Consider the following 26,081-nt stretch of genomic DNA (forward strand, 5'->3'; position numbering starts at 1 on the left):
CACGGTCAGCCGCGCCGGGCAGGCCTGTCAAACTTCCACCCTTCGGCCTTGAGCTGCGGAATAACCTCATCAACGGCTTCCACGGTCTGCGTTCTGTCACCGCCGCCATCGTGCAGCAGCACAACCCCGCCGGGCCGGATTCCTTCACGGAGCCGCCGGACCAGCTCCTGCGTTCCGGGCGGCTCCCAGTCACTGATGGTCAGCTGCCAGCCGAGCGGCTGCATGCCCAGTTCCGCGGCTACTTCCGGCGTTTGCCCCCAGCTTCCGTACGGGGCACGGAAATAGTCGATCTTCGCATCCGGCAAGGCTTCCCGGATGGCCGCGCTGGTTTCCAGCAGGTCCGCCCTAATGGCCTCGGCGCTCCATTCCGCCATGTTGTCGTGGTGCATGGTGTGGTTGCACAGCAGGTGGCCCGCCGCCGCGATCTGCCGCACGATGTCGGGGTGCTGCTTCACATGGTCGCCCCAGAGGCAGAATGTCGCCTTGACGTGGTGCTTGTCCAGGACTGCCAGCAGCTTGGGAGTGGTCACGGGGTGTGGGCCGTCGTCAAAGGTCAGGCTGGTGTACTTTCCGTCGTGGCGGGTGGAGTCGACAATCGCGGAAGTTGCCTCGTCCGCCTGTGCTGCCGTTGCCCCGGCGAGTCCCCCGGGAACAGAAGCACCCAGGGCGAGAACTGCCGCCGCAAGGGGGAAGGCTGCCTTACGGAGGGAAACTGGGCGGCGAATCGGTAGCGTCATTGCTTTCCTTTCTGTCATCATGAGCCCCGCCGCGTCCCTGGGCACGGACTACGGCGCGGGAATCACAAAGATTTCCGGTAATTTCCGGAACGAGCTCAGCGTAGAGTCCCGCGCGGGCACCGTCAAGGGTGCGGCGGGAAACGATGGCTTTGTTTCAGAGAGGGGCTGGCGGCAGGATTAGTGGCTTGCCGGTGCGGCAGTGCTCTCCCGGACCACCAGCCGGGTGGCCAGTTCCACTCGGGGACTCTCGGGGCCTTCGCCCTGGAGCATCCGAAGTACCGTGCGGGCGGCAAGTTTGCCCATTTCGGCCAGCGGCTGCCGGACGGTGGTGAGGGGAGGCGAAGCCCAGCGGGCTTCAGGAAGATCGTCGAACCCTACAACACTGATGTCCTCGGGCACCCGCAGGCCCTTCTTGCGCACCGCTTCGTACACTCCGAGGGCCATCTGGTCACTGGCGGCGAAGACCGCAGAGGGCGGCTCCGGCAACTCAAGCAGGCTGCAGCCGGCGCGGAAACCGGACTGGTAGTCAAAGTCGCCCTCCATGGCCAGCGCTGGATCGAAAGCAATACCCGCCGCATCCAGGCCCGCCCTGTAACCGTCCAGCCTTGCTCGGCTGCACCACAGTCCAGGTGTACCGGCGACGAACCCGATGCGGCGGTGGCCGGCCGCTGTCAAATGCTCTGTTGCGCCCACCGCTCCCGTCCAGTTGGTGGCGCCGATGGTGGGCACGTCCAGGTCGGGCACGCCGGCAGGGTCCACCACTACCGCAGGTACCTGCAGGCGCTGGAGTTCTGCGCGCAGGAAGGAATCAAGGTCGGTGGTCACCAGGATTGCCCCGTCGCTGGCCCTGGCGCTGACGTTGTCGAGCCACTGCCGGGTTGAGGTGGGGCTGGTCTGGCGGTGGATGGCGGACACCACCGTGGAGACCCCCGCCTCATTGGCAGCTTCCTCCACGCCGCGGATGATCTCCACGGCCCAAGGACTGTCCAGGTCGTTGAATACGAGGTCGATGAGCCCGGAGCGTGCTTCCGGACGTGCTCCCCGCCGCTGGTAGCCGTAATCCCTGAGCAGCGTTTCCACGCGTTCACGGGTCCGGGGGGCAACATCACCGCGGCCGTTGAGCACCCGGGAAACAGTGGGCACAGATACACCTGCCTCGGCGGCGATGGCCGAAATAGTGACTGCCGGGCGGTGACTTTCCTGCACGCATTCCTCCTGGTCCGCTGCAAGTATAGGCCTTTCCAGCACGGTGGACGGATTCAGTTTTGTCGAAACTCTTGACGCGCGCTCCGAAATATTCCTAACCTACTTCTACGCGACTTCCGGAAACTTCCGGAAGTCGCTTTCTCGGCCTCATCCGCCGATTTACTCAGTACCTCAAAGGAGAGCTCTTCATGAAGGTTGCAAAACTCGTCGCCGCCGCTGCACTGGCGTCGACCTTTGTCCTCCCGACGGCCTTGCCCGCGATGGCAGGCCAGGATGGCAAGCCGCAGCCCCCCGGCCTTGCAAAGCAGGACACCCTGCGCTGGGCCGCCCCCAAGGACGTCCGGATCGGCACGGCAGTTGCCGGCGGCGGGCACCACGACACCATGCCCTACGCCAACCCGTTCACCTCTGATGCCCAGTACCGCCAAGTGCTGGCAGCGGAATTCAGTTCCGTCTCCCCTGAGAACCAGGCGAAGTGGGAGTTCATCCACCCGCAGCGGGACCAGTACCGGTTTGCGGAAATGGACGCCATCGTGGAATTTGCGCAGCAGAATGGACAGGTGGTGCGCGGCCACACGCTGTTCTGGCACAGCCAGAACCCCGCCTGGCTGGAGCAGGGGAACTTCAGCAAGGAGGAACTCCGTTCCATCCTCAAGGACCACATCACCACCGTGGTGGGACGGTACGCCGGCAAGATCCAGCAGTGGGATGTCGCCAACGAGATCTTCAACGGCGACGGAACGCTGCGCACCGCCGACAACATCTGGATCCGGGAGCTCGGGCCGGAAATCATCGCCGATGCCTTCCGCTGGGCCCAGGAAGCCGACCCCAGCGCCAAGCTCTTTTTCAACGACTATGGCGTGGAAAGCATCAACCCCAAGAGCACGGCCTACGTCGGCCTCATTTCGAAGCTCCTGGCCCAGGGAGTCAAGGTGGATGGCTTCGCCGTCCAGGGCCACCTGAGCACCCGTTATGGTTTCCCTGGGGACCTGCAGGCAAACCTTCAGCGTTTTGAAGACCTCGGCCTGGAAACGGCCGTCACTGAGATCGACGTCCGTATGGACGTTCCGGCCGGAACCAAGCCTACGGACGAGCAGCTGGCCAAGCAGGCGAGCTACTACCAGCGGGCCTTGGACGCATGCCTGAACGTTGAGGGATGCAAGTCCTTCACCATCTGGGGCTTCAACGACAAGTACTCCTGGGTGCCTGTCTTCTTCGGCGGCGAGGGCGAGGCAACAGTGATGTGGGAGGACTACACCCGCAAGCCTTCCTACTACGCACTGCAGTCCACCCTTGCGGCGGCAACCCCGGGCGGGGAACAGCGCTACAGCCAGCACCCGGCCTACCAGCGGTAATAAGATCAACAGCAGATAGTCAAACGGCCCGGAACCTTCTGGTTCCGGGCCGTTTTGTCTAACCCTCCAGCCCGTACACGCTGAAGGCGAGGGCATGCGACTGCCCGGGCTCCAGGACAACGAGGTCCTGCCCCGAATTAAAAGCATCAGGCGGGCAGGTCATCGGCTCCACGGCAAGTCCTTTGCGGCCGCGCAGCTCACCCGAGTAGAGCTGCAGCCAAGGCGCCTGAGCAGTGGCCGACCGCACCACGGCTGAAAGCTGCAAGGCAGGGTTGCGCAGGGTGACGTCCCACTCCCCCTCGGGAAGATCGGTGAAGGCGTGGTCCAAGGACTGGGAGGCAATCTTCCGTGCCGCCGAAAAATCAAAGTCTGTTCCCTGGCTGTCAAGGAGTCCGGCAGGCCGCAGCTTCTCGTCCGTCAGGAGCACCTTGCGTGCCCGGAAGCCCAATTCGCAGTTGGAGATATCCTCGCCTCCTACCGTGACGTAGGGGTGGGAGCCGCAGCCATAGGGTGCCGGCGCCGTGCCGCAATTTCGGGCCTCAAGCTCAACCCCCAGCCCTGTGGCAGCGTCCAGCACGTAGGACGCCGAGAGGGCCAGCTGGAAGGGATAACCGGGTTCGCCCCGCAGGAGGTGCGTCAGGGTCACGGAGGCCGCAGAGCGCTGCTCCACCAGCCACTCGCTCCACAGTGCAAGCCCATGCAGGGCACTGCCGGTGGCTGCCTCGTTGACGGGCAGCTCATAGGACTGCCCGCCGAAGGCATAGGACCCGCCCGCCACCCGGTTCGGCCACGGCATGAGGGTCTTTCCCGCATATGCCGGGGGCAGCTCAGCGGCCGGGAAGGGAAGCACCAAGTCCTTGCCCTGGTACGAGAGGTGCTGCAGTCCCGCACCCACAGTAGTGACTGTTGCCGCATAGTCCCCCGCGTGGAGGGTGATGAGCTCACCGTTGGGGTTGGCGATAGGTGACATCCGGTTCCTTTCAGGAGAGGTGTTGGTAGGCATCAGCTGGCGGGCCCTGCGGTGCTTTGGCGGACAACGAGCGATGTTGCAAGGTCGAGGCGCAGATTCTGCGGCCGCTCGCCTTCGCGCAGACGCAAGACCATCCGCGCCGCCTCTTCGGCCATCTCAATCAGGGGCTGGTGCACCGTGGTCAAGGCCGGGCTGGACCAGCGGGCCACCTGGAGGTCGTCGTATCCGACGATGGACAGCTGATCCGGAACGGACACTCCCAGCTGGCGGGCCGCATCGAGCACCCCGAGCGCCTGCAGGTCGCTGCCCGCGAAGATAGCACTGGGGCGGTCCTTCATCTGCAGCAGTTCCAGCGCGTGCGCGCGGCCGCCGTCAACCTGAAAGTCGCCGTACCTGATGAGCGAGCGGTCCAGCGGAATGCCCGCGGCGTTCAGGGCGGAGCTGTAGCCGTCGATCCGCGCCAGCGAGCACATCATGTCTTCCGGTCCCGAGATGGCGGCAATGCGCCTGTGCCCCAGTTCAATCAGGTGCCGGGTTGCCATCATTCCCCCCGCCCAGTTGGCTGAGCCGACCGACGGAACATCGGGGGCCGGGTCGCCGGCCGGGTCGATGATGGCGAAGGGAATGGAACGCGACTCCAGTTGCTGCCGGTACTCAAGCGGCAGGTCGGAAAATACCAGGACCACGCCAGCGGGGCGCCGCGCCATGACACCTTCCACCCAGCCGGCAGCCGGAGCTTTGCGGGTGCCGCTTTCCGTCAGCACCACGCTCAGGCCGTTGGCCTTGGCGACATTTTCGACGCCGCGGATGATCTCCAGAGCCCATGCGCTTTCAAGTTCGGGAAAAACGAGCTCCAGGAGCGCCGATTTCGAGGACGCATTCCTTCTTTTGTACCCGTGCTCCTCCAAAAGCTCCTCAACTTTCGTTCGCGTTTTCCGCGAAACATCTGACCGCCCGTTGAGGACCTTCGAGATGGTGGAGAGGGATACGCCCGCTTCCTCGGCCAGTTGGGCCAGGGTCACGCGCGTATCAGATGGGGAAACAGGGCTGGTCATGGACATCATGATAGCGAGAGTTTCGATAAATGTAACGCAACTTAGCGGAAGTCTTGCGCGTGGCCCACGGCACACCTAGACTGTGATCCGTAAAACAACTTTCGATCTAGGTATCGAAACTTTCGAGAGGCGTTCAAGGATGAACAAGCATGGATGGGTGGCCCGCAGCCTTGCAGGCGGCGCGGCTTTGGCCCTCGGCCTGACTATGGCCGGATGCTCAGGAGGGAACGGCGCAGCCAGCCGGCCCGAAAATGAAATTCACATCGCGATGTACGGCGACGCTGGCAACACCGTCGAGCAAAAGATCATCGACACGTTCAATGCAACATCTGAGGTCAAGGTTGTCCTGGACAAGATTCCGGGCGCCGAGTACCAGTCCAAACTGCAGACCATTATCGACACGCCCACGGCTCCGGACATCTTCTTCAACTGGGGTGGCGGCAGCATCAAGAACTTCGTTGATGCCGACCTGCTCCTCCCGCTCGATGACTTCATCAAGGAAGATCCGCAGCTGAAGGACGCCTTCCTGCCGTCTGTCTTTGAGACCGCAGTCATTGACGACAAGGCCTATGGCATCCCCATGCGTGGAACGCAGCCAGTCATGCTCTTCAATAACTCCAAGGTGCTTGCCGATGCAGGCATTGCCAACCCTCCCGCCACATGGGACGAACTCCTCGAGGACGTCAAGATCCTCAAGGACAAGGGCATCACCCCAATCGCCCTGGGCGGCGCGGACCGTTGGCCTACCCTGATGTGGGTTGAGTACGTCTACGACCGGGTGGCCGGTGAAGGCCTGTTCCAGAAAGCCCTGGAGGGTGACACCAGCGTTTGGGAGTCGGAGGAAAGCCGCAAGGCCCTGGGCATGCTCCGTGACCTGATTGACGCAGGAGCGTTCGGCACGAACTTTGATTCCGTGAAGTTCACCGACGGCGGTTCACCCGCCCTTCTTGCCAGTGGCAAGGCGGGCTTTGAGCTGATGGGCTCGTGGGAGTACTCCACGCAGCAGAGCAGCGACCCTGCGTTCGCCGCCGAGGTGCTGGGCTACAGCGAGTTCCCCAAGATCGAAGGCGGGCTCGGTGACGAGGACAACCTGGTGGGCAACACCAACAACTTCTACTCAGTGCACAAGAACACGCGCTACCCGGAAGCCGTGCGCGACTTCCTTAAGCTCATGTACTCGGACCAGTTCGTGCAGGAACAGGTGGGCATCGGAAACCTGCCCACCACCAACAACACGGAAAAGTTCCTCGACAAGGCAGCAGACCCTGAGTACGCCAAGTACCAGTTCAACCTGGTGAAGGAAGCCCCGTCCTTCCAGCTCTCCTGGGACCAGGCCTACCCGCCGGAAGCAACTGTCACCATCCACACCGCCGTCGCCCAGTTCTTCAGCGGACAGATCGACGAAGACGGCTTCATCAAGGCCATGCAGAGCCTTTAGGAAACAACTATGACGACGACGCTTGCACCACGCAGGCGCCCGGCACGCCAGGGTGGCCCCGCTGAGGGCCGCCCTGCGAGCCGGGGCGGCTCCTCCGTGGGCCGCCCCGGCTTTGTCTGGGCCCTTCCTGCCAGCATTTTCTTTGCACTTTTCGCGCTGGTCCCGCTCCTGGCGGTGGCCGCGCTCTCCTTCACCAGCTGGAGCGGCCTTGGCGACCCGAAGTTCGTCGGGCTCAAGAACTGGGAAGCCCTCTTCGAGGACCCGGTCATGCTCCAGAGCCTGTGGCTCAGCCTGCTGTTCATCGTGCTCGGCATCGTCACGCAGACCCCGCTCAGCATTCTGCTCGGCGTCTGGGCTGCCGGGAACCAGAGGAACCGCGCGATCCTCAGCGCCATCTACTTTGTTCCGCTCCTGCTGTCCTCAGCCGCCATTTCCGTTCTGTGGCGGGCACTGCTGGACCCCAACTTCGGAATTCCCGGCCAGATGTCCTGGCTGTTTGGAGACGGCAATGTCCTCGGCACGCAAACCGGTGCCATCGCGGTGCTGATCTTCGTGGGCATGTGGCAGTTCACGCCGTTCCACACCCTGATCTACCAGGGTGCCGCCCGGCAGATCCCGCCTGTCCTGTACCAGGCTGCTTCAATCGACGGTGCCGGCACCGTCCGGCAGTTCTTCAGCATCACGCTGCCGCAGCTGAAGAACAGCATCATCACCTCGGTGATCCTCATGGTGGTCGGCGGCCTGACCACCTTTGAAACCGTCCTCATCCTGACCAACGGCGGCCCGGGAACCGGTACCACCATCACCGCCTTCCACATGTACCAGGAAGCCTTCCGGCGGTTCGATTTCGGCACCGGCAGCGCCATTGCGCTGGTACTCGTGGTCATCTCCACGGCCATCTCCTTCGCTGTGGTCCGCCTCTCGGGTTACGACAAGATGCGCAGTTCCCTGGAGGGGCTCTAAATGAAAACACGTCCGAATTACCTCGCCGGCATCGGAGCCTTCATCTGGCTGGGCATCGTGGCGGTTCCGCTGTACGTGATGCTGTCCGCGACCTTCCAGACGCGTGCCGGGTTCGGCGACAACGGGCCGCTGTCCCTGCCCACCACGTTCACCCTCCAGAACTATGTGGATGCCGTCACCAGCGGTTTTGGCCGCTACTTCCTGAACACCATCATCGTCACGGTCGGCGTGGTGGGGCTCGTCCTGCTGTTGGTGCCGCCGCTGAGCTACGCGATTGTCCGCAGCCAGAGCCGGGCCGCTTCAGCCATCTTCCGCCTGTTCCTGCTGGGCCTTGCCATCCCGGCCCAGGCCGTCATCGTTCCCGTGTTCTACCTCATTAACACTGTGGGCCTCTATGACAACCTGTTGGGCGTTATCCTCCCCACCGCGGCCTTTGCCCTGCCGATCTGCACCATCATCCTGAGCGGGACCATGCGGGACATCACGCCTGAGCTCTATGAAGCCATGGCAATGGACGGCGCAACCCCCGCCCGTTCCTTCCTGCGCCTGGTCCTGCCACTGTCCAAGGGCGGCCTGTCCACCATTGCCGTGTTCTCGGCGCTCCAGGCCTGGAACGGCTTTCTCTTCCCGCTGATCCTGACCCAGTCCGAGTCCACCCGGGTGGTCACGCTTGGCCTGTTCAACTTCCAGACCCAATTCGGTATCAACATCCCCGGCCTCCTGGCCGCTGTGACCCTGTCCATGGTGCCCGTACTCCTCGTCTACCTCTTCGCGCGCCGCGCGCTTGTCCAGGGCCTCATGGGCGCTGGCGGAAAGTAATCATGACCGAAACCACGACCCACAGCGCCCCGTGGCGCGACACCGCGGCCACGGCCCAAGAACGTGCGCACAGCCTCATTGACGCCATGACCCTCCGGGAGAAGACAGGCCAGCTCTTTGGAGTTTGGGTTGGCGCCTCCACCGAAGGCGGAGAAGTGGCGCCCCACCAGAATGAGATGAACCCTCCCGTCGACCTGGATGAAATCCTGCCGAACGGCCTGGGACAGCTGACGAGGCCGTTCGGGACCGCGCCCGTCGACCCGGCGCTCGGCGCGCTGTCGCTCCAGCGGACCCAGCAGCGCATCGCCGCAGCCAACCGTTTCGGTATCCCCGCTCTGGTGCATGAAGAATGCCTGGCAGGCTTTGCCACGTGGCAGGCCACCGCCTACCCCGTACCACTGGCCTGGGGCGCCACGTTCAACCCGGAACTCGTCCGCACCATGGGCGCCGCGATCGGCAAGGACATGCGCTCCGTGGGCGTGCACCAGGGCCTCGCGCCCGTGCTCGACGTCGTGCGTGACGCCCGCTGGGGGCGGGTGGAGGAAACCATCGGCGAGGACCCCTACCTGATCGGCACCCTGGCCACCGCCTACATCCAGGGGCTGGAGAGCAGCGGCATCATCGCCACGCTGAAGCACTTCGTGGGCTACTCCGCCTCCAAGGCCGGCCGGAACCTGGCACCGGTGTCCGTTGGCGCCCGGGAGCAGGCCGATGTCCTGCTCCCGCCCTTCGAAATGGCCGTCCGTGAGTCCGGCGTCCGCTCGGTGATGCACGCGTACACGGACATGGATGGCGTCCCCACAGCCGCCGACGCCTCCCTGCTCACCGGTCTCCTCCGCGACACCTGGGGTTTCAGCGGCACTGTTGTGGCCGACTACTTCGGCATCGCCTTCCTGAAGAACCTCCACGGCGTCGCCGGTTCCCTCGGTGAAGCCGCAGCCGCCGCGCTGGCCGCGGGCGTCGACGTCGAACTCCCCACCGTGCACGCCTTCGGCGAGCACCTCATCGCGGAGATCGAGGCAGGGCGCCTGCCGGAAAGCATGGTGGACCGCGCGCTGCACCGGGTGCTGGTGCAGAAGATCGAACTGGGCCTGCTGGACGAGGGCTGGTCGGCGGTTCCGCCTGCCCTGGAGAGCGCCAACACGCAGGACAGTGCGCGCCTGGAAGGCAGCATCACGCTCGATACCGTGACCAACCGGAAACTGGCAGCCCGGATCGCCGAGGAATCGATCATCCTGGCCAGCAACAACGGCATCCTGCCGCTGCAGAACCCGGCCCGTATCGCCGTCGTTGGGCCCAACGCGGACAACACCCAGGCCTTCCTGGGCTGCTACTCCTTCCCCGCGCACGTGGGCGGACAGCACCCGGACGTTCCGGTCGGCATCGAGCTGCCCACCGTAGCTGAAGCCCTTCGGGCCGAGTTCCCGGGCAGCGCCATCTCCGTCACCGCCGGCTGCTCGGTGGACGGCACCTCGACGGAGGGATTTGGCGACGCCGTTGCTGCCGCCGGCGAAGCGGACGTCGTGGTCGCCGTCCTGGGCGACCGGGCAGGACTCTTCGGAAGGGGAACCAGCGGCGAAGGCTGCGACGTGGAATCCCTGGTGCTTCCCGGCGTCCAGCAGCAACTGCTGGACCGGCTGATCCAGACCGGCAAGCCCGTGGTGCTGGTGCTCCTTACCGGCCGCCCGTACGCTGTGGGCTCCGCCGCCGAAGAAGCCGCCGCAATCGTCCAGGCATTCTTCCCCGGCGAGGAGGGCGGTCCTGCCGTAACCAAGGTCCTCAGCGGCCGCGTGAACCCCAGCGGCCGGCTGCCTGTCAGCATCCCTGCCCGGCCGGGCGCGCAGCCCTCCACCTACCTGGCCTCCCGGCTGGCCAAGGCCAGCAGCGTCTCCAACATCGATCCAGCCGCTGCCTACCCGTTCGGTCACGGCCTTAGCTACACCACTTTCGAGTGGAGCGGGCTGTCAGTGGACGGACCCGCAGCCATCCCCACGGACGGCGAAGCAAAGGCCAGCATCGCCGTCACCAACACCGGTGACCGGGCAGGAACGGAACTGGTCCAGCTGTACCTCCACGATCCCGTGGCGTCGGTTGTCCGGCCCGAGCAGCGGCTCGTCGGATATGCCCGCGTTCCCCTCGAGCCGGGTGAATCCGCCCGCGTTGCCTTCACGGTACCGGCCGACGTCGCATCCTTCACGGGACGGGACGGCCGCCGGATCGTCGAACCAGGCGACCTCGAACTCGGCTTCGGCGCCTCCAGCGGAGACATCCGCCTGAAGGCGACGGTCGCCCTCACTGGAGAAACCCGAGTGGTGGACCACAGCCGCAGGCTGCACTGCGGCGTCGAGGTAACACCCGGTACCTGAACCTGACATCCCGGCCGGGGCGCCCTTCCGGCGCCCCGGCCGGCCGCCCTCCACTTTCTATTGCGCAGCCCCCAGCAGATCCACGAGCGAAAGGACACCAGATGGACAGCGCCCCGCATCGCCTGACCGTTTCTGCAACGACCCGCTCAGAGGCGGATGAGAAGCTCAATGCCTCGGTCCGGCAGCTCCGCGCCCTCGCCATGGAAAACCCCACCAGGGGTATTCTCGTGACAAAGTGGGGTGCCGGGCATTTCACGGTCGAACTCAGCGACCAGGTGCCCTATGGGCAGACATGGGAATCCGTAAAACACGTGGACTCCGCCAGTTGAACCGCTCAAGCCACGCGGCGGACCCCCACCATCAGTGCTTCCATACGAGTTAGGTTTGCCGCGTGACGGACACTCATCAATCCCCGACTGCCGGCCCCCAGGCGCCCCGCTCCATCAAGTACGTCCTGATGCTTGGCGCCCTTGCCGCGCTTCCCGCGGTCACGACGGACATGTACCTGCCCTCGCTGCCGGCGGTGGTGGCGGATCTTGAAACCACGCAGGCGGCTGCCCAGCTGACGCTGTCCGGAACCCTCCTTGGCGCCGGGATAGGCCAACTGGTCATCGGCCCGTTCTCGGACCGCTTCGGACGGCGGCTGCCGCTGGTCATCGGCATCTCACTGCACGTGGTGATCTCGCTGCTGTGCTCCATTACGCCCAACATCGAGACCCTCACCGGGCTGCGTGTCCTGCAGGGCTTCTTCAACGCTGCGGCCGCCGTGGTGGCCATCGCCGTCATCCGCGACCGTTTCGCCGGCGCGGCCGCGGCCCGCCTGCTGTCCCGCCTGATGCTGGTGATCGGCGTCGCTCCCCTTTTCGCCCCGACCGTGGGCCAAGCCGTGGCCGGACTCTGGCAGTGGCGCGCCGTCTTCTACGTACTGGCACTCATCGGGGTCGTCCTGGTAGCCATCGTATGGAAGTTCATGCCTGAAACGCTGCCTGCGGACAGGCGCAGCCCCGGCCGCCCGCGGCACGTCGCCGGCGCCTACTGGTCTCTCATGCGGGACAAGCACTTCATGGCGCTGGCCGTCATACCGGGCCTGGGGCTCGCCCTGATTATGAGCTACGTGGTGGGCTCCCCCTTCGTCTTCCAGGATGAGTACGGCTTTACCGAGCAGCAGTTCGCCCTCGCCTTCGCGCTGAACGGCGCAGCGCTGGTCCTTTCGGCGCAGCTCAATGCCGCCCTGGTCCGGAAGTTCCCTCCCGTGCGCCTCCTGCGGACCGCCGTCCTTGTCCAGTTGGCCGTTTCCGTGCTTCTGCTGGCGGTGGTGGCCACGGGTGCCGGCGGCGCCCTGGGCCTGATGGCAGGGCTGTGGCTCGTGCTGGGTGCGCAGGGAATGATTCCAGCCAACGCCTCCGTGCTGGCCCTGCACAACTACGGGCACATGGCCGGGACCGCGGCAGCCGTCATTGGTGCCCTGCAGTCCGGCGTGGCCGGTTTGGTGAGCCCCCTGGTAGGACTGCTGGGCGGAAACGCGCTGTCCATGGTGGGCGTCATGATCGGCAGCTGCGTCCTCACGGTGATGGTGCTGGCAATCGGAACGCCGGCCTACCGCAGGGGCGGCTGGCCGGAGCACGGAAACCGCAGCGATGACGAGCGGGTGGCTGCCGAGGACTAAGTCCCGCGGCTGGGAGCTACTGCACCGTTGCCGTCAGCCTTGCCACGTTGTCCACGTAGCGCGCCGCAAACGGGCGCTTGCGCCAGACGGGAAGTTTGAGCTCGTGCGAGATGTCCCGGTACGTGTCCTCCACGGCTCGCATCTTGGTGACGATGTCCTCGCCCAGCAGCATCACGGACACCTCCAGGTTCAGCGAGAAGGAACGCATGTCCATGTTGCTGGAGCCCAGGACCGCCACCTCGTCGTCGATTGTGAAGTGTTTGGCGTGGAGCACGAACGGGGCCTTGTAGAGGTAGATCCTGACACCGGCCTCCAGCAGGGCCTCGTAATAGGACTGCTGCGCGTGGTGGACCAGGAACTGGTCGCCCTTCTCGGACACGAACAGCTCCACCTCCACGCCGCGCTGGGCAGCAGTGGTGATCGCGTAAAGCAGGGAATCGTCCGGCACGAAGTACGGGCTGCAGATCGAGATCCGGTGCTGGGCCGAATAGATGAGGGTGTTGAAAAGCCGCAGGTTGTTTTCGGTGATGAACCCCGGTCCGCTGGGAACCACCTGCGCGGTGACGTCCCCCGGCTCGGGATTCGCCGGGAGCTGCAACTGGTGCTCCAGCGACTCGTCAGTCTCGCTGAGCCAGTCCGTGGCGAAAACGACGTTCAGCGTGGTGACGACCGGCCCGCGCAGGCAGGCCATCAGCTCCACCCACTCCCGCCCCGCCTTACGGTGGCGGGGATTGTTGTAGGAGGGCTCAATCAGGTTCTGCGACCCGGTGAAGGCGATTTCGCCGTCGATCACCATGATCTTGCGGTGGTTCCGCAGGTCGGGCCGGCGCCACTGGCCGCGGATGGGCAGGAGTGGAAGCATGCGCTTCCACTGGATCTTGCCCGCCCGGAGCCGTTTCAGGAGCTTCCGGTAGCCCTGGACGCGGAGGGTGCCGATGTGGTCGAACAGCACACGCACTTCCACGCCGCGCTCGGCCGCTTCCTCCAGGGCGGTGAGAAGCTCATCGGTGATGTGGTCCGTGCTCATGATGTAGAACTCGGCGTTGACGAATTTCTTGGCCCTCCGCACCGCCTTGGTCATGTCCAGGATCGAATCCGGGTATCCCGGGATCAGGTCCACGGAGTTTCCGTCCACCATGGGCAGGGACCCGAGCCGCCGGTTCAGTTCCCCCGCTGACTTCACCCATTCAGGGCCGGGGTAGTCGCTTTCGACGTCGGCAAGCGAAGATAACCCGGCCCGCACCCTGTCGTTGACCAGCTGCTGCTGCTGCCGCCGGCGGCTGGACAGCCTGAAGTTGCCAAACAGCAGGAACAGGATGATCCCCAGGAACGGGACAAAGAAGATGCCCAGCAGCCATGCCATGGCCGTAGTGGGCCGCCGGTTTCCGGGGATGATCCCCACAGCCAGCACCCTGATGACCAGGTCGGCTACGCCCAGCAGCACCACAACCCACATCGGCGCGGTACCGGCAAGCGAAAATGGCCATAACACGAAAAATAACCCCCGGAGGACGGGCTCCCGGCGGACTGTTCCGGCCGGGGCACTCTGCCCAGCTTATCCGTGGCACGCCGCACTAAGCTGGAGCCATGACCTCTCCAGCTCCCGTGGTTCTCGTTTTCCTCGACCCCGCCTTCCCTGACGGCCGGCTCGCCGATGCCTCCAAACCCCAGCTCCTGGTGACAGATCAGGGCGCCACCCGGGGGGATGGCATCTTTGAAACCATGCTGGCTGTGGCCGGGACAGTGCGGAAGATCCAGGCGCACCTGAGCCGCCTTGCCGGGTCTGCAACGGCACTCGACCTGGTGATTCCAAGCGAGGAAGAGTGGCGCCGTGCCATTGCAGCGGCCCTCGCCGAGCACCGGCTGCAGCATCCGTCCGCAGACGCTGCAGGGGATGAACTCGTGGTCAAGCTGGTGGTGACCCGTGGCGTGGAGGGCGCGGCGTCGCCTACCGCCTGGGTGCAGGTGTCGCCTGCGGGGGCAGCCGCGCGGCGCCAGCGGGAGACGGGCATCGACGTGATATTCCTGGACCGCGGCTATGACAGCAGCGCCGCCGAGCGCGCCCCCTGGCTGCTGCTGGGCGCCAAGACCCTCTCCTATGCGGTGAACATGGCCGCGCTTCGCCACGCCCACAAGCAGGGAGCTGACGACGTCATTTTCATCTCCTCTGACGGGCGTGTGCTAGAAGGACCTACGTCCACCGTGCTGTTGGCCCACGTTGAAACGTCCGACGACGGGACGTCCGTTAAGCGCCTTGTCACACCGCAGCTGGACAGCGGCATCCTGCCGGGAACCTCGCAGGGCGCATTGTTCACCGCGGCGAAGGCCGCGGGCTGGGAACTCGGTTACGGCCCGCTGGAGCCGCAGGACCTGCTGGACGCAGACGCCGTCTGGCTGATCTCGAGCGTCCGCCTGCTGGCCCCGGTCAACCGCATTGACGGCCAGGAGATTGGTACGCCCTCAGTGCAGAAGGAACTGACCGCCGAACTGAACGAACTGTTTGCCGGCATCCGGTAAACGCCGTGGACGCCCGCGCGGTTTGTGGCCCGCAAGCCGGCCCACCGTCATCGGCCAGGAGTTCCCAGCATTCGTCAGAGGTCAGGTTGCCATTCGGCTGCGTCTGCGGATCCATGAACCACGCTTAGGGGCACTGGCCCGGGCGGCCTGGTCCCCATCGAAAGCTGGGCTTCGAGTCCGGACAGCAGGATGGTCAGCCCCTGGTCCAGTTCTGCGGCCCCGTCGTATTTCGCGAGCGCCGGGGCCAGCGCCCGGAGCCGTGGGAACTCCTTCGCGGGAAGCCGGTGCAGCCCCAACCGCAGCAGTACTTCGTTCTCCTCCGGGTCAACCACGAATTCCTGCAGTTCGTTGAGGATGTGGCCGTAGAGGAAGCCGTAGTAGGCCCGGTAGACGTGGAGCGCCCCATCCGGGCTGAAGCCTGCCTTGATGAGGAGGGTGAGGATCTGCTCGAGAGGCCTCAGGGTGCCCAGTGGCCGCAAACCCAGGGGGATATCCCTGCTCAGCCGGGGCTTTCTGGCAGCCCCCGCTGTGGCGGGCAATTTTTGGGGGCCATGGTTTCCGTCCTGGGGCGTTGCGTCGGCGAGGCAGCGACTATAAGTCCATACGCTTGCCGGATCTGCAGTCTACGGGTAAAGTCTACAGTGTAGATGCGGAAGTGAGACCGCCGTTAGTCCCCCGATCTGAGGGGCTCTTATAACACTCCATTGCCCCGTGCAGGGCATTTGAGCTTGGCTGCTGTAGCCGAACGGCGGCACCACCGCACCTAGCGAAGGGAAGCCCTCATGGCGAATTCGCAGTTTGACCTCTTTCTCCAGGAAGCCACCTACACTGACCCGGCCTCGGAATGCAGCCTTGACCGGGACCGTCTTTACGGCCTGTACACCAGCTGGTGCTTCATCAACCAGCACCAGCCGGGCCGTGAGTCCGTGTTCTGGTCCGCCATGAATCAGCGGGTCACGCCTGGGCACAATGGCCTGCGCATGAAGGGCCCGGCTGCTGCCGACTACATCCTGGCCAGCTACCCGGGGCTCGTGTAGGGAAACTGGTGAAATGATCGGCGTGGGCCGCTGCCTTCCAAGCATGCGGCCCACGCTTTTCCATTGACCGCACAACAACAGCGTCAGGTGGGAATGATCCGGAAAAGGAACCTGGTCCGCACCATGGCCCAGAGGAGTCCGAGCACGAGCGCGTAGCCGAGTGTGTTGATGAGAAGGTCCCCCTGCTGCAGTACCGGGATACTCGCGACCACGGCGATCAGCACCACGTGCATGATGAACACATGGAGGGTGGCGCGGCCCAGGGGGATCAGGAGCCAGCCCACGGCCCGCTGAACCGGTTTCCGGTAAGCAGTGAGGAAGGCGTAGGCGGCCACCGCCACCTGAGGTGATGCGCCGTCGTCCGTTCCTTGGGCAAGGCGCGGGCCAAGGCAGCTTTTGCGTTCAGTTACGCAACATGACGACGGCGGCGGTGCGGCGTCCGGCGCCAGGTGTTACTTTTTGGGGGAGTAATGAGTACCGGCGCCAAGCCCTGACTGGCCGGTCGGCAACCCTCCTTCCACGGCGGGGTGCCTCAGGTGAGTACTCGGCACATCGACCCATTCGAGCTGCAAGCGTGAGAGAAGGAGATCCGTCGTGTCCGACGCACCCGCCCTTGACGAGAAACTGTCCTACCGCCTGATCAGCGGCGCAGACAACCGCGAGTTCTGCGAACGGATCTCGAACGCCCTGGCCGAGGGTTACGTGCTGCACGGCAGCCCGGCAGCAACCTTCAACGGCACCAGCGTGATCGTGGCGCAGGCGGTTGTCCTGCCGGCAGCTATTGCCTCGGCGGACGCCGCCGTGGCGAACGCAGTTGACGACCTTGACTCCGCGGACGACGACCTCGAGTTCGACGGCGAGGGCCACGCATGAGCTACGCCGGAGACCTGACGCCGCAGGAGGCCTGGGAGAAGCTCGAGCAGGGCGCCATCCTGGTGGATGTGCGCACCGAGGGCGAATGGGCCCACATCGGCATCCCCGACACCAAGGCCACGGACAACGATCCCCTGTTTATCCAGTGGACCTTCCCGGGCGGCATCCCCAACCCGGACTTCATCAAGGACCTGACCCTGCAGGCTCCGGAAGACCCAGCCACGGAACTGGTTTTCCTGTGCCGCTCGGGCCAGCGTTCCATCGCTGCCGCCATCGCCGCAACGCAGGCCGGCTTCACCTCCTACAACGTCCTGGAAGGATTTGAGGGTGAGCCTGACCGCTACGGCGAACGCACCGTCAACGGCTGGAAGAACCGCGGCCTGCCGACCAACCTGGGAATGAATTAAGTGACCTTCAACGAAGACGCCGCCGGCTGGAGCCCAGACACCCAGGCCGTCCGCGGCGGACTGGACCGTACCAACTTCCAGGAAACCAGCGAGGCCATTTTCCTGAACTCGGGTTTCGTGTATGAGTCCGCCGCTGCTGCCGAGCGGGCCTTCACCGGCGAGGACGAGCGTTTTGTCTACTCCCGCTACGGCAACCCCTCCGTGGCCACCTTCCAGGAGCGGTTGCGCCTTTTGGAAGGCACGGAGGCATGCTTTGCGACGGCGTCCGGCATGTCCGCCGTGTTCACCGCCCTGGGTGCCCTGCTGGCTGCCGGCGACCGCGTGGTGGCTGCCCGCTCCCTGTTCGGCTCCTGCTTCGTGATCCTCAACGAAATCCTGCCGCGGTGGGGTGTGGAGACGGTGTTCGTGGACGGACCCGACCTTGAGCAGTGGCGCGAGGCGCTCTCCAAGCCCACCACCGCCGTCTTCTTCGAGTCCCCGTCCAACCCCATGCAGGAGATTGTGGACATCGCTGCGGTCAGCGGACTGGCGCACGCCGCGGGCGCGCAGGTCGTCGTCGACAATGTCTTTGCCACTCCCCTGCTGCAGCGCTGCGGCCAGCTCGGGGCCGACGTCATCGTGTACTCCGGGACCAAGCACATCGACGGCCAGGGCCGGGTGCTCGGCGGCGCCATCCTGGGCACGAAGGACTTCATCGACGGCCCGGTGAAGCAGCTGATGCGCCACACTGGCCCGGCGTTGTCCGCCTTCAATGCGTGGGTTCTGACCAAGGGGCTGGAAACCATGTCCCTGCGCGTGAACCACTCCTCCGCCACCGCCTTCCGACTGGCCGAATGGCTGGAGCAGCAGCCAGCCGTGAGCTGGGTGAAGTACCCGCTCCTGAGGTCGCACCCGCAGTATGAACTCGCGGCGAAGCAGATGAGCGCCGGCGGTACGGTGCTGACCCTGGAGCTGGCCCCTTCCGGCGGACGCTCTGGCAAGGAAGCGGCCTTCGCGCTGCTGGACGCCCTGCGGATTATCGACATCTCCAACAACCTGGGCGATGCGAAGTCCCTTATCACCCACCCGGCAACCACCACGCACCGCGCCATGGGTCCCGAAGGCCGGGCCGCCATCGGGCTCACCGATGGTGTGGTGCGGCTTTCCGTGGGCCTCGAGGACGCCGACGACCTGATCCGCGACCTTGAGCAGGCACTCAAGCAGATCTAGCCGGTTTTGTCCGGCGCTGCTTCCTCCGGCGCTATGTTGTCCAGCCGTGCGCTGTCCGGCTGGAGTTCCAGCCGGACGTCGACACTGTCCCCGGCTTTGATGCGGGCTTTGTCCCTGACCGCCTTTTTCACCGGCAACAGGTAGGAGCCGGCCTTGGTGTCCGGGAAAAGCGACGTCTGCCAGGTCTCGCTCCCGATTTCCGCTGTCACCTTCACCGACCCGAAGGCTTTGGTGCCGGTGCCTCGCTCGGCGAGGTGGTCCGCGATGTCGTCTGCCACGTGGGGCGGCAGCGTGAGGAAGTGCCAGGCGGCCTCGCCCGGGTAGAGCCACAGTTCGGCTGTGAATGCGTACGACGGCGTCACGCGCCGAGTATCGCACGTCGCCTTTTTGCGCCGCTACTGGTTGGTGGTTGAGCTTGTTGAAACCCGTCTGACGCCTGCCCTCGTAACCGCACCACCGCTAGTCAGACCCCTTGGCATGCCCGGGGTATGGAAAGCTGGATCTCACCCACCGGCCGAGCATACAAAAACGAACACCAGGATTGGGACCCACCCCGCTGGCCACCCGGGATGCTGCTTGGGCAGAGAAGTCTCCTGGAAGAGGCGTTGCGGGAGAGGCTGTCCGCCTTGAAGCCTGCCTTCTAGGGCTGCCGCACCCGGATCAGCTCCGGAACGGCTGCCACCTCAGAAAGGTCCAGTGCGTCCCGCATCGTGATGTTTACCGCGTGCCGCACCACTGCGCCGAAGCCGAAGTCGTCCGGCTGCGCGGCCAGGGCCTTGTCCCGCACACGGCGTTGTTCCGCCGCCCCAGTGCCCCGCGCGATCACATCCTCCACGCCATGCCGGGTGAGGGCGAGCTCGCCCTGCTCGTCCAGGACTGGGGCCAGGTAATCCACCAGGGACCGGACAACATCCGCGGCCGGCGCGGGCCGGAAGTTCCCGAAATCCAGCAGTTCGCCACTGAGTCCGGCGCTGCTTGCCTGCCACGATGCCATCCGCAAAAGCACTGTGGGCACGGGGGCCGGATCGATGCCGTCGCGCCACTCCCGGCTTGCCGTTTCCACCAGCGCGCGCACCAGGATAGCGATGAGCGCCGCATCCTCTGCCCGCAGACAGACATCCGCCACCCGGACCTCCACCGTGGGATGATTCCGGGACAGCCGCGCATCGAAATAGAGCATCCCTTCGTCCAGCATCACTCCGCTGTCCAGTAGGCGGGTGACCACCCGCCGGTACGCGGGGTGCGTCCCGTAAACTCCCGCCGGACCCGAGGTGGGCCAGCGGTTCCACGCCTGGGTACGGTAACTCTCAAAACCAGTGGGGACGCTGTTCCAGAAGGGAGAGTTGGCGCTCAAAGCCGTCAGCACGGCGAGCTTGTCCCGGATACGGTCCAGGACCGCTACCCCTTCCTCCGGCGACTCGATGTAGGTATGGACGTGAAAGCCACAGGTTAGCTGCTCCTGCGCCGTGAGGCCGAACCGCTCCAGCATCAGGGCGTACCGGGGATCCGGCGTCGTATGGGTCATGGACGCCAGCGGCGACGTCGCAAGCGCAGCCACCCTGGCACCGTTCCTTCGGGCTGCCTGGTCTGCGAGCGTCCTGCCAGCGCGGATCTGGTCCAGCAGCACACCATACTCCAGGCAGGGCCGCGTCTGGGTCTCAATCTGCTCAAGCTTGAGCTCGGCACTCAGGCCCATCTTCTCGTCGTCGTAAACCGTCTTGTCTTCGGTTTCCAAGGCGTGTTGATCCGGCGCGTGATCCGTTGCCGTGCTGTGCCCCGAGAGCAGGGCGTCAGCAAGGGCAAGAGGCTCCCCCGTCTCCGGATCAACAATCAGGAGCTCTTCCTCGACACCGAAGGTTCGCATACTGCAATTCTGCGTCAGATGGAGGGTTTTTGGAGGCAGCTAGGCCTTCATGACGAAGCGTGAAAATCAGTCCTGGAAATACTCCACTTTCGCCCCGATGGTGTTCAGCCGTTCTGCAAGGTCCTCGTACCCGCGCTCAATGACGTAGATGTTCCTCAGCTCCGACACTCCCCGCGCGGCAAGCATTGCCAACAACAGGCATGCGGCCGGCCGAAGCGCTGGCGGGCATCCCACCTCGGCTGCTCGCCACTTGGTGGGTCCGTTCACGTAGATCCGGTGCGGGTCCAGGAGCTGCACCTGGGCTCCCAGCCGGTTCAGTTCCGTAAGGTAGATGGCCCGGTTCTCGTACACCCAGTCGTGGATCATGGTTTGGCCCTGGGCGTTTGCTGCAATGACGGCGAAGAAGGGCAGGTTGTCAATATTGAGCCCTGGGAAAGGCATCGGGTGGATCTTGTCCTCCGGAGCGCGCAGCTCGGAGGGCTTGGTGGTGACATCCACCAGGCGGGTCCTGCCGTTGCGGGCCATGTACTCGCCCGAGATCTCCAGCTGCTGGCCCATCTGACCCAGAGTGGCAAGCTCAATTTCCATGAATTCAATGGGCACGCGCCGGATAGTCACCTCGGAGTCGGTGACAATGCCGGCCGTGATCAGGCTCATGGCCTCGATGGGGTCCTCGGAGGGGAAGTACTCAATATCCTCGTTAATGGAGGTACGCCCGGTGATGCGCAACGTAGTGGTGCCCACACCTTCGATGGTCACACCCAGCATCTGCAGGTAGAAGCAGAGGTCCTGCACCATGTAGTTGGGGCTGGCGTTCCGGATGACGGTTGTACCCTCGCGGTGGGCCGCGGCCATGATGGCGTTCTCGGTGACAGTGTCTCCGCGCTCCGTCAGGACAAAGGAGCGGTCGCGGGTATCCGCGGGCGGTGCCTGGACTGAGTAAAAACCAGCGGTGGCTTCCACTGAAAGCCCGAACTGGCGCAGCGCCTGCATATGGGGTTCAACGGTGCGGGTGCCAAGGTCGCAGCCGCCCGCGTACGGCAGCTGGTACTTGGCGGATTCATCCAGCAGGGGTCCCAGCAGCATGATGACGCTGCGCGTGCGCCGGGCAGCCTCAACATCCATGGCCGCCAAGTCCAGTACGGCTGGCCGGCGAAGCTCCAGGTCAGTGTCGTTGAGCCAGGTGCACTCCACACCGATGCTGGAGAGTACCTCGACAATCCGGTTCACTTCTTCAATCCGTGCGAGGCGGCGGAGAATGGTGGTTCCGCGGTTGATGAGGCTGGCGCAGAGCAGCGCAACTCCGGCATTCTTGCTGCTGTTGACATCCACCGCCCCGGAGAGGGTGCGGCCGCCTTCCACCCGCAGGTGGGTCATCTGGGGCTTGCCCACGTTGACGATGCTCCGGCCGAAGATGGTTTCGAGGCGCTGGATCATTTTGAGGCTCAGGTTCTGCTTGCCCTGCTCCATCCGGGCCACTGCGCTCTGGCTCGTTCCCAGCTCGGCAGCCAACTGCCCCTGGGTCCAGCCCTTCTCGCTCCGGGCATCCCTCAACATGGCGGCAACGTGCTCAGTGGTTTCCTGCGTCATGCTCCAATTTATATCATAAATGATCTACTTGTCATCAACCCTAACCCCCATGGGACTACCCTGGCGATCATTTACCCGCTACATGCGATAGAAATAGGACCTTCGACTCCTTGACCTTGCCGCAAAAGGGGCGGGAAACTGGAGAGTACGTTCTTGGTCCAACGGCAACGGAGGCAGCATGCGCCGCACCCGTTCCAGTCCGGCACCGCCCACAGGATTTGCGCTGTGGCTGGTCTTCCTGCTGGTGCCTGCCCTCCTCCTGCCCTCCGGCTTCCCCTCCTTTGCGGCACCCTCGCCCGGCGAAGGGAAACAGACCGTGCTCGGCAACGACATCTCCTGGCCGCAGTGCAGCACAGACTTCCCCACCGGTCAGGCCTTTGCCATTATCGGCGTCAACAACGGCCTGGCCAACAACACCAACCCCTGCCTGGCAGAACAGCTCAGGTGGGCGGAGGACTCGGCCGGGCATCCGGAACAACCCACCGTGTCGCTGTACGTGAACACTGCCAACCCTGGCGCCGCCGGCTCCTGGTGGCCGGACAATGACGAGTATCCCCCCGGCCGGGCGGTCCACAACCCTTACGGCCCCTGCACCCGCGGCGACTATGGCAAGGCCTGCGCCTACATGTACGGCTACGCAAGGGCCTACGACGACGCGTACCACCGCGGGGTCACCAATCCCGCCGGCTATCTCTGGTGGCTGGACGTAGAAACCGAGAACACCTGGTCCGGCACAGACAAGGATGCCAACCGGACCGTCCTTGAAGGCATGGCGGACTTCTTCCACAGCATCGGCGCGAAGGTGGGGATCTACTCCACCGGGCAGCAGTGGGAACAGATTGTTGGAACAGTCAACAGTTCAAGCAGCCTGTACTCCCTGCCGAGCTGGCTGGCAGGCTCCCTGAACGCCTCGGGTGCGGCCAGCGCCTGCTCGAAGGCACCCCTCACCGGCGGCGGCAGGGTGGCGCTCACCCAGTTCGTCCTGCAGGGTTTCGATTACAACTACCCCTGCCCATAACCCGTCCGGACGTCAGCTGCCCAGCCACACCGTATTCCACGTGCCAAGGGCCACCGCAGCAACAACCGCCGCTGCCGCCATCACCACACCCCCGGCCAGCACCCACGCGTCCAGCGCACTGTAGGTTGATTCTCGGGCCCACGTCCGCCCCCCCCCGCCGAAACCGCGTGCCTCCATGGTCACCGCCAGCCTCGAGGCCCGGCGGATTGCCTGCACCAGGAGTCCGAAGCTCTGGCCCAGGGTCGCTTTCACCCGCTGCAGCACACTCCCACGGGAACCCACCCCCCTCGCGCGGCGGGCCATGCCGATAATCTGCCACTCCTCGGCCATCAGGCCCACCAGACGCATGGCAGCGAGCGTACCCAGCACGAAGCGGTGTGGAAGGCGCGCCTTCTGGGCCAGCGCATCGGCCAGGTCGGTGGGGTCGGTGCAGCTCATCAGCAGCACGGCGGGCAGGGCGATTGCCAGTCCGCGCAGCATGAACCCCACCCCCAGTTCCAGCGAACCTTCGCTCATGGTCCAGATGCCGACGTCGACCAGCACCCTTCCGCTGTCCGGCGCCAGGATGGAGGTGCTCCAGCCGCCGATGGCAGCGGCGACGATAAGGGGCCAGCCGCGCTGCCACAGCAGCGTCAGCGTGAGGCCTGCCAGCGGGAACATCAGGAGTTCGAAGACCAGGGCCACCGAGGCTGAAACCCAGTCGATGGAAAGTGCCAGCACGGCAGTGATGAGGAAGACGGCGGCAAACTTGCTCAGGGGATTGGCGCGGGTCAGCAGGGCCTGGCTGCCGCGCAGATTCAGCTCCTGCCTCATGGCGCCACCTGTTCCGCGGGTGCCAGCCTCAGCTCGGTTCCGCCCAGGGCAGCCGTGAATTCGGCGTCGTGGGTCACAGACACTACGGCGGTGCCGGCGTCCAGCAACTCCGCCAGGAAGGAGGCAAGCTCAGCCCACGTGATGGCATCCTGCCCGAACGTGGGCTCGTCCAGGACCAGAACCTGGGGATGGGCGGCCAGGACCGTTGCCACCGAGAGCCGCCTTTTTTCCCCGCCGGAGAGTGTGTAGGGGTTGGCGTCCACCAAGTGGGTGAGCCGGAGCCGTTCCAGCAGTTCGTCCACGCGCTCCTCGCCATGGCCCAGGTGCCGTGGACCAAACAGCAGTTCGTCAAGGACTCTCCCGGTGACGAACTGGTGCTCCGGCTCCTGGAACACCGTACCAATCCGCTCGATGAGCTGCTCGGCTTTCCATGTGTAGGGATCTATGCCGGCTCCACGGCTCAAGCCAGTGGTTGCCGAAACCCTGCCGTCCACCGGCTCCAGCAGCCCGGCAAGAGTCAGCGCGAATGTGGATTTTCCGGCACCGTTCGGCCCGGTAACGGTCAATGCCTGCCCCGCCCGGACCTGGGCTGTGATGCCCTCCTGCACGGGCACCGGCGGCAGTTTGCGGAAGCCGCTGCGGCGCGGGCGTTCGCGGGATACTGCCAGTTTTTCCGCGGCGATCAGGAGGTTTCCCGTTCCCTGGGCAGGGCTGGCCGCACGCATGCGCGTTTCGGGGACGTACCCGGGCAGCCAAACGCCGGCGGCAGCGAGCATGGACCGCGCGTCGGCAAGCACCTGGTCCGGCGGGCCGTCCAGCAGCACGGCGCCGTCCGTCGCACTGCCCGGCTGCAGCACCACGATCCGGTCCACCAGGTCCTTCCATACGGACACCCGGTGCTCTATCACCAGCAGCGTGGCACCGGTCTTATCCAGGCAACGGGCTACGGCGTCCCGGACTTCCAGGACGCCGGCCGGATCCAAATTGGCCGTGGGCTCATCAAGGAGGATGAGCCCCGGCCGCATCGCCAGGATGCCGGCGAGCGCGAGCCGCTGCTTCTGCCCCCCGGACAGGGCCGACGTCGGATGGTCGAGCGGCAGGTGGGATAGTCCGACGTCGTCCAGCGCCTCATGCACCCGGGCCCAGATGGCGCCGCGCGGTACCGCGAGGTTCTCGGCGCCGAAGGCGACGTCGTCACCCACCCGGGAGAGGACCACCTGGGTCTCCGGGTCCTGCTGCATCAGGCCGGCGCGCCCCCGCTGCTCCCGGGGGTAGGCGCCGTCAACCAGCAGCGAACCGGACTCATCGGAGTCGCCGGCCTCACCGTCGTCGTTAGCATCTCCCAGCACCCCCGCCAAGGCGTGGAGGAGCGTGGACTTCCCGGCGCCGGACGGGCCGAGGAGCAGCACCCGCTCCCCCGGCCGGATGTCCAGGTCCAGGGCACGGATGGCAGGCCTGGCGCGACCGGCATGCCGCCAGCCCCAGCCCCGCGCGCTGATGGCAGCCGGCCGCGCCGCGACGGAGGCGCCGTGATGGGACGTCGCCGTCATCAGGAGAAGACGGGCTCCGTTGCCGCCTTGCGGGAGGCAAAGGAGCTGAGGACGCCGGTCCGTGCCAGGCCGCGGGTGGCGACCCAGGACAGGGCGCCGGCGATGACTGCTCCGGAAATCATGGTGAAGACGATGTAGGCCAGCTTGTCCCCGCCGGAGTAGGCGATGTTCCAGCCCCACGGCGCAAAGGAGTCGTTAAGGCCACAGAAGAGACCGGCCGCGGCGCCGGCCAGCAGCGAGACCGGCAGGTTGAACTTCCGGTAGACGAAGACGGCGAAGATGATTTCCGCGCCCAGGCCCTGGACGAAGCCGGAGAACAGCACTGACGCCCCGTACTGCGAGCCCATGAGGAGCTCGCCGGTGGCCGCGACGGCCTCGCAAAACAGTGCCGCGCCGGGCTTGCGGATGATCAGCATGCCCAGCACCGCGGGGATCATCCAGCCGCCGGCGATCAGGCCGGTCAGGGGCGGGTAGACGGCGTTTATGGGCGCGGACACGGCCGCGGCACCTTGGGACCAGGCCCAGAAAATGACGCCGCCGGCGATGGCGATGAGGGCCGCCACCACAATGTCCACGACACGCCAGGACTTGCTGGTGGTCTTCTTGATAGCTGTAGTTGCCATGTGAT

The 26,081-nt window shown here is 65.2% G+C and carries 26 protein-coding genes, 1 pseudogene and 1 riboswitch; of the genes and pseudogenes, 14 read left to right on the plus strand and 13 right to left on the minus strand.

The genetic code is table 11. The features are described from left to right. Positions 1-5: 5 nt before the first annotated feature. Positions 6-737, minus strand: a complete 732-nt coding sequence (locus FDW81_RS15315) for a polysaccharide deacetylase family protein (RefSeq protein WP_240720325.1) — start codon at positions 735-737, stop codon at positions 6-8. Between the two features lie 19 nt (positions 738-756). Here FDW81_RS15315 and FDW81_RS18170 point away from each other — a divergent pair, with 19 nt between their 5' ends. Continuing rightward, the gene (locus FDW81_RS18170) at positions 757-918 is read left to right on the plus strand and encodes a hypothetical protein (RefSeq protein ID WP_171027240.1); all 162 of its coding nucleotides are present in this window, start codon (positions 757-759) and stop codon (positions 916-918) included. Here FDW81_RS18170 and FDW81_RS15320 read toward each other — a convergent pair. Then, positions 915-1,943: a LacI family DNA-binding transcriptional regulator gene (locus FDW81_RS15320; protein ID WP_138135084.1), complete on the minus strand. Its 1,029-nt coding sequence runs from the start codon at positions 1,941-1,943 to the stop codon at positions 915-917. The two genes, FDW81_RS18170 and FDW81_RS15320, sit on opposite strands and share 4 nt — an antisense overlap. 188 nt (positions 1,944-2,131) lie before the next feature. Here FDW81_RS15320 and FDW81_RS15325 point away from each other — a divergent pair, with 188 nt between their 5' ends. Continuing rightward, positions 2,132-3,298, plus strand: coding sequence for an endo-1,4-beta-xylanase (locus FDW81_RS15325; protein WP_138135085.1), 1,167 nt, complete (start codon positions 2,132-2,134; stop codon positions 3,296-3,298). Positions 3,299-3,356: 58 nt separating this feature from the next. On the opposite strand, the gene FDW81_RS15330 is transcribed toward FDW81_RS15325, so the two are convergent. Both FDW81_RS15330 and FDW81_RS15335 read right to left on the minus strand, forming a co-directional pair. Next, the gene (locus tag FDW81_RS15330; protein WP_138135086.1) at positions 3,357-4,268 is read right to left on the minus strand and encodes an aldose-1-epimerase; all 912 of its coding nucleotides are present in this window, start codon (positions 4,266-4,268) and stop codon (positions 3,357-3,359) included. A gap of 32 nt (positions 4,269-4,300) precedes the next feature. Further along, positions 4,301-5,329 carry a LacI family DNA-binding transcriptional regulator gene (locus tag FDW81_RS15335; protein WP_138135144.1) on the minus strand — a complete coding sequence of 343 codons (1,029 nt, stop codon included), beginning with the start codon at positions 5,327-5,329 and terminating at the stop codon, positions 4,301-4,303. A 133-nt stretch (positions 5,330-5,462) separates the two neighbouring features. Here FDW81_RS15335 and FDW81_RS15340 point away from each other — a divergent pair, with 133 nt between their 5' ends. The 6 genes from FDW81_RS15340 to FDW81_RS15365 all read left to right on the plus strand — a co-directional run bounded on the left by FDW81_RS15340 (position 5,463) and on the right by FDW81_RS15365 (position 12,575). Further along, a complete protein-coding gene (locus FDW81_RS15340) occupies positions 5,463-6,761 on the plus strand; it encodes an extracellular solute-binding protein (RefSeq protein ID WP_138135087.1) in 1,299 nt (432 codons plus the stop codon). A gap of 9 nt (positions 6,762-6,770) precedes the next feature. Then, positions 6,771-7,724: a carbohydrate ABC transporter permease gene (locus tag FDW81_RS15345; RefSeq protein ID WP_138135088.1), complete on the plus strand. Its 954-nt coding sequence runs from the start codon at positions 6,771-6,773 to the stop codon at positions 7,722-7,724. Further along, positions 7,725-8,543: a carbohydrate ABC transporter permease gene (locus FDW81_RS15350; protein WP_138135089.1), complete on the plus strand. Its 819-nt coding sequence runs from the start codon at positions 7,725-7,727 to the stop codon at positions 8,541-8,543. A gap of 2 nt (positions 8,544-8,545) precedes the next feature. Next, positions 8,546-10,909: a glycoside hydrolase family 3 N-terminal domain-containing protein gene (locus tag FDW81_RS15355; RefSeq protein WP_138135090.1), complete on the plus strand. Its 2,364-nt coding sequence runs from the start codon at positions 8,546-8,548 to the stop codon at positions 10,907-10,909. 101 nt (positions 10,910-11,010) lie between these two features. Continuing rightward, entirely contained in the window at positions 11,011-11,238 is a 228-nt protein-coding gene (locus FDW81_RS15360) for a hypothetical protein (protein WP_138135091.1), read from the plus strand. A 62-nt stretch (positions 11,239-11,300) separates the two neighbouring features. Further along, complete coding sequence (locus FDW81_RS15365; protein WP_138135092.1) at positions 11,301-12,575, plus strand: multidrug effflux MFS transporter; 1,275 nt, start codon at positions 11,301-11,303, stop codon at positions 12,573-12,575. Between the two features lie 16 nt (positions 12,576-12,591). On the opposite strand, the gene cls is transcribed toward FDW81_RS15365, so the two are convergent. Beyond that, positions 12,592-14,031, minus strand: coding sequence for a cardiolipin synthase (cls, locus tag FDW81_RS15370; protein ID WP_138135145.1), 1,440 nt, complete (start codon positions 14,029-14,031; stop codon positions 12,592-12,594). Positions 14,032-14,162: 131 nt separating this feature from the next. Here cls and FDW81_RS15375 point away from each other — a divergent pair, with 131 nt between their 5' ends. Further along, positions 14,163-15,092, plus strand: a complete 930-nt coding sequence (locus tag FDW81_RS15375; RefSeq protein WP_138135093.1) for an aminodeoxychorismate lyase — start codon at positions 14,163-14,165, stop codon at positions 15,090-15,092. 155 nt (positions 15,093-15,247) lie between these two features. Here FDW81_RS15375 and FDW81_RS15380 read toward each other — a convergent pair. After that, positions 15,248-15,580, minus strand: a pseudogene (locus FDW81_RS15380) (TetR/AcrR family transcriptional regulator C-terminal domain-containing protein); the annotation flags it as partial. Positions 15,581-15,874: 294 nt separating this feature from the next. On the opposite strand from FDW81_RS15380, the gene FDW81_RS15385 reads away from it, so the two are divergent. After that, positions 15,875-16,129, plus strand: coding sequence for a hypothetical protein (locus FDW81_RS15385; RefSeq protein WP_138135094.1), 255 nt, complete (start codon positions 15,875-15,877; stop codon positions 16,127-16,129). A gap of 83 nt (positions 16,130-16,212) precedes the next feature. On the opposite strand, the gene opgC is transcribed toward FDW81_RS15385, so the two are convergent. Continuing rightward, a complete protein-coding gene (opgC, locus tag FDW81_RS15390; RefSeq protein WP_370279097.1) occupies positions 16,213-16,464 on the minus strand; it encodes an OpgC domain-containing protein in 252 nt (83 codons plus the stop codon). Between the two features lie 131 nt (positions 16,465-16,595). Then, positions 16,596-16,710: riboswitch (SAM riboswitch) on the plus strand. Between the two features lie 13 nt (positions 16,711-16,723). Between opgC and FDW81_RS15395 the strand changes: the two genes are divergently transcribed. Genes FDW81_RS15395 through FDW81_RS15405 form a run of 3 tightly spaced genes read left to right on the plus strand, consistent with a single transcriptional unit; the run spans position 16,724 to position 18,618 of the window. Continuing rightward, complete coding sequence (locus FDW81_RS15395) at positions 16,724-17,002, plus strand: DUF1737 domain-containing protein (protein WP_138135095.1); 279 nt, start codon at positions 16,724-16,726, stop codon at positions 17,000-17,002. Next, positions 16,999-17,409 (plus strand): rhodanese-like domain-containing protein, encoded by a 411-nt coding sequence (locus tag FDW81_RS15400; protein ID WP_138135096.1) that lies wholly within the window; start codon positions 16,999-17,001, stop codon positions 17,407-17,409. The genes FDW81_RS15395 and FDW81_RS15400 overlap by 4 nt, the downstream gene beginning before the upstream one ends. Then, complete coding sequence (locus FDW81_RS15405) at positions 17,410-18,618, plus strand: O-succinylhomoserine sulfhydrylase (protein WP_138135097.1); 1,209 nt, start codon at positions 17,410-17,412, stop codon at positions 18,616-18,618. On the opposite strand, the gene FDW81_RS15410 is transcribed toward FDW81_RS15405, so the two are convergent. The 3 genes from FDW81_RS15410 to FDW81_RS15420 all read right to left on the minus strand — a co-directional run bounded on the left by FDW81_RS15410 (position 18,615) and on the right by FDW81_RS15420 (position 22,072). Next, entirely contained in the window at positions 18,615-18,980 is a 366-nt protein-coding gene (locus tag FDW81_RS15410; protein ID WP_138135098.1) for a DUF1905 domain-containing protein, read from the minus strand. The two genes, FDW81_RS15405 and FDW81_RS15410, sit on opposite strands and share 4 nt — an antisense overlap. A gap of 278 nt (positions 18,981-19,258) precedes the next feature. After that, a complete protein-coding gene (locus FDW81_RS15415; protein WP_138135099.1) occupies positions 19,259-20,482 on the minus strand; it encodes a glutamate--cysteine ligase in 1,224 nt (407 codons plus the stop codon). A gap of 66 nt (positions 20,483-20,548) precedes the next feature. Continuing rightward, the gene (locus FDW81_RS15420; RefSeq protein ID WP_138135100.1) at positions 20,549-22,072 is read right to left on the minus strand and encodes a UDP-N-acetylglucosamine 1-carboxyvinyltransferase; all 1,524 of its coding nucleotides are present in this window, start codon (positions 22,070-22,072) and stop codon (positions 20,549-20,551) included. A 178-nt stretch (positions 22,073-22,250) separates the two neighbouring features. On the opposite strand from FDW81_RS15420, the gene FDW81_RS15425 reads away from it, so the two are divergent. Next, entirely contained in the window at positions 22,251-23,090 is an 840-nt protein-coding gene (locus FDW81_RS15425; RefSeq protein WP_138135101.1) for a hypothetical protein, read from the plus strand. 12 nt (positions 23,091-23,102) lie between these two features. Here FDW81_RS15425 and FDW81_RS15430 read toward each other — a convergent pair whose 3' ends face one another. From FDW81_RS15430 to FDW81_RS15440, 3 genes are read right to left on the minus strand one after another with little or no spacing between them, the layout of a single operon-like run. Beyond that, positions 23,103-23,903, minus strand: coding sequence for an energy-coupling factor transporter transmembrane protein EcfT (locus FDW81_RS15430; protein ID WP_138135102.1), 801 nt, complete (start codon positions 23,901-23,903; stop codon positions 23,103-23,105). Further along, positions 23,900-25,453 carry an ABC transporter ATP-binding protein gene (locus FDW81_RS15435; protein ID WP_138135103.1) on the minus strand — a complete coding sequence of 518 codons (1,554 nt, stop codon included), beginning with the start codon at positions 25,451-25,453 and terminating at the stop codon, positions 23,900-23,902. Before FDW81_RS15435 ends, FDW81_RS15430 begins: the two co-directional genes overlap by 4 nt. Continuing rightward, complete coding sequence (locus FDW81_RS15440; protein ID WP_138135104.1) at positions 25,453-26,076, minus strand: ECF transporter S component; 624 nt, start codon at positions 26,074-26,076, stop codon at positions 25,453-25,455. The genes FDW81_RS15435 and FDW81_RS15440 overlap by 1 nt, the downstream gene beginning before the upstream one ends. Between the last annotated feature and the right edge of the window lie 5 nt (positions 26,077-26,081).

It is taken from the genome of Pseudarthrobacter sp. NamB4 (assembly GCF_005796185.1).
Lineage (GTDB): Bacteria > Actinomycetota > Actinomycetes > Actinomycetales > Micrococcaceae > Arthrobacter.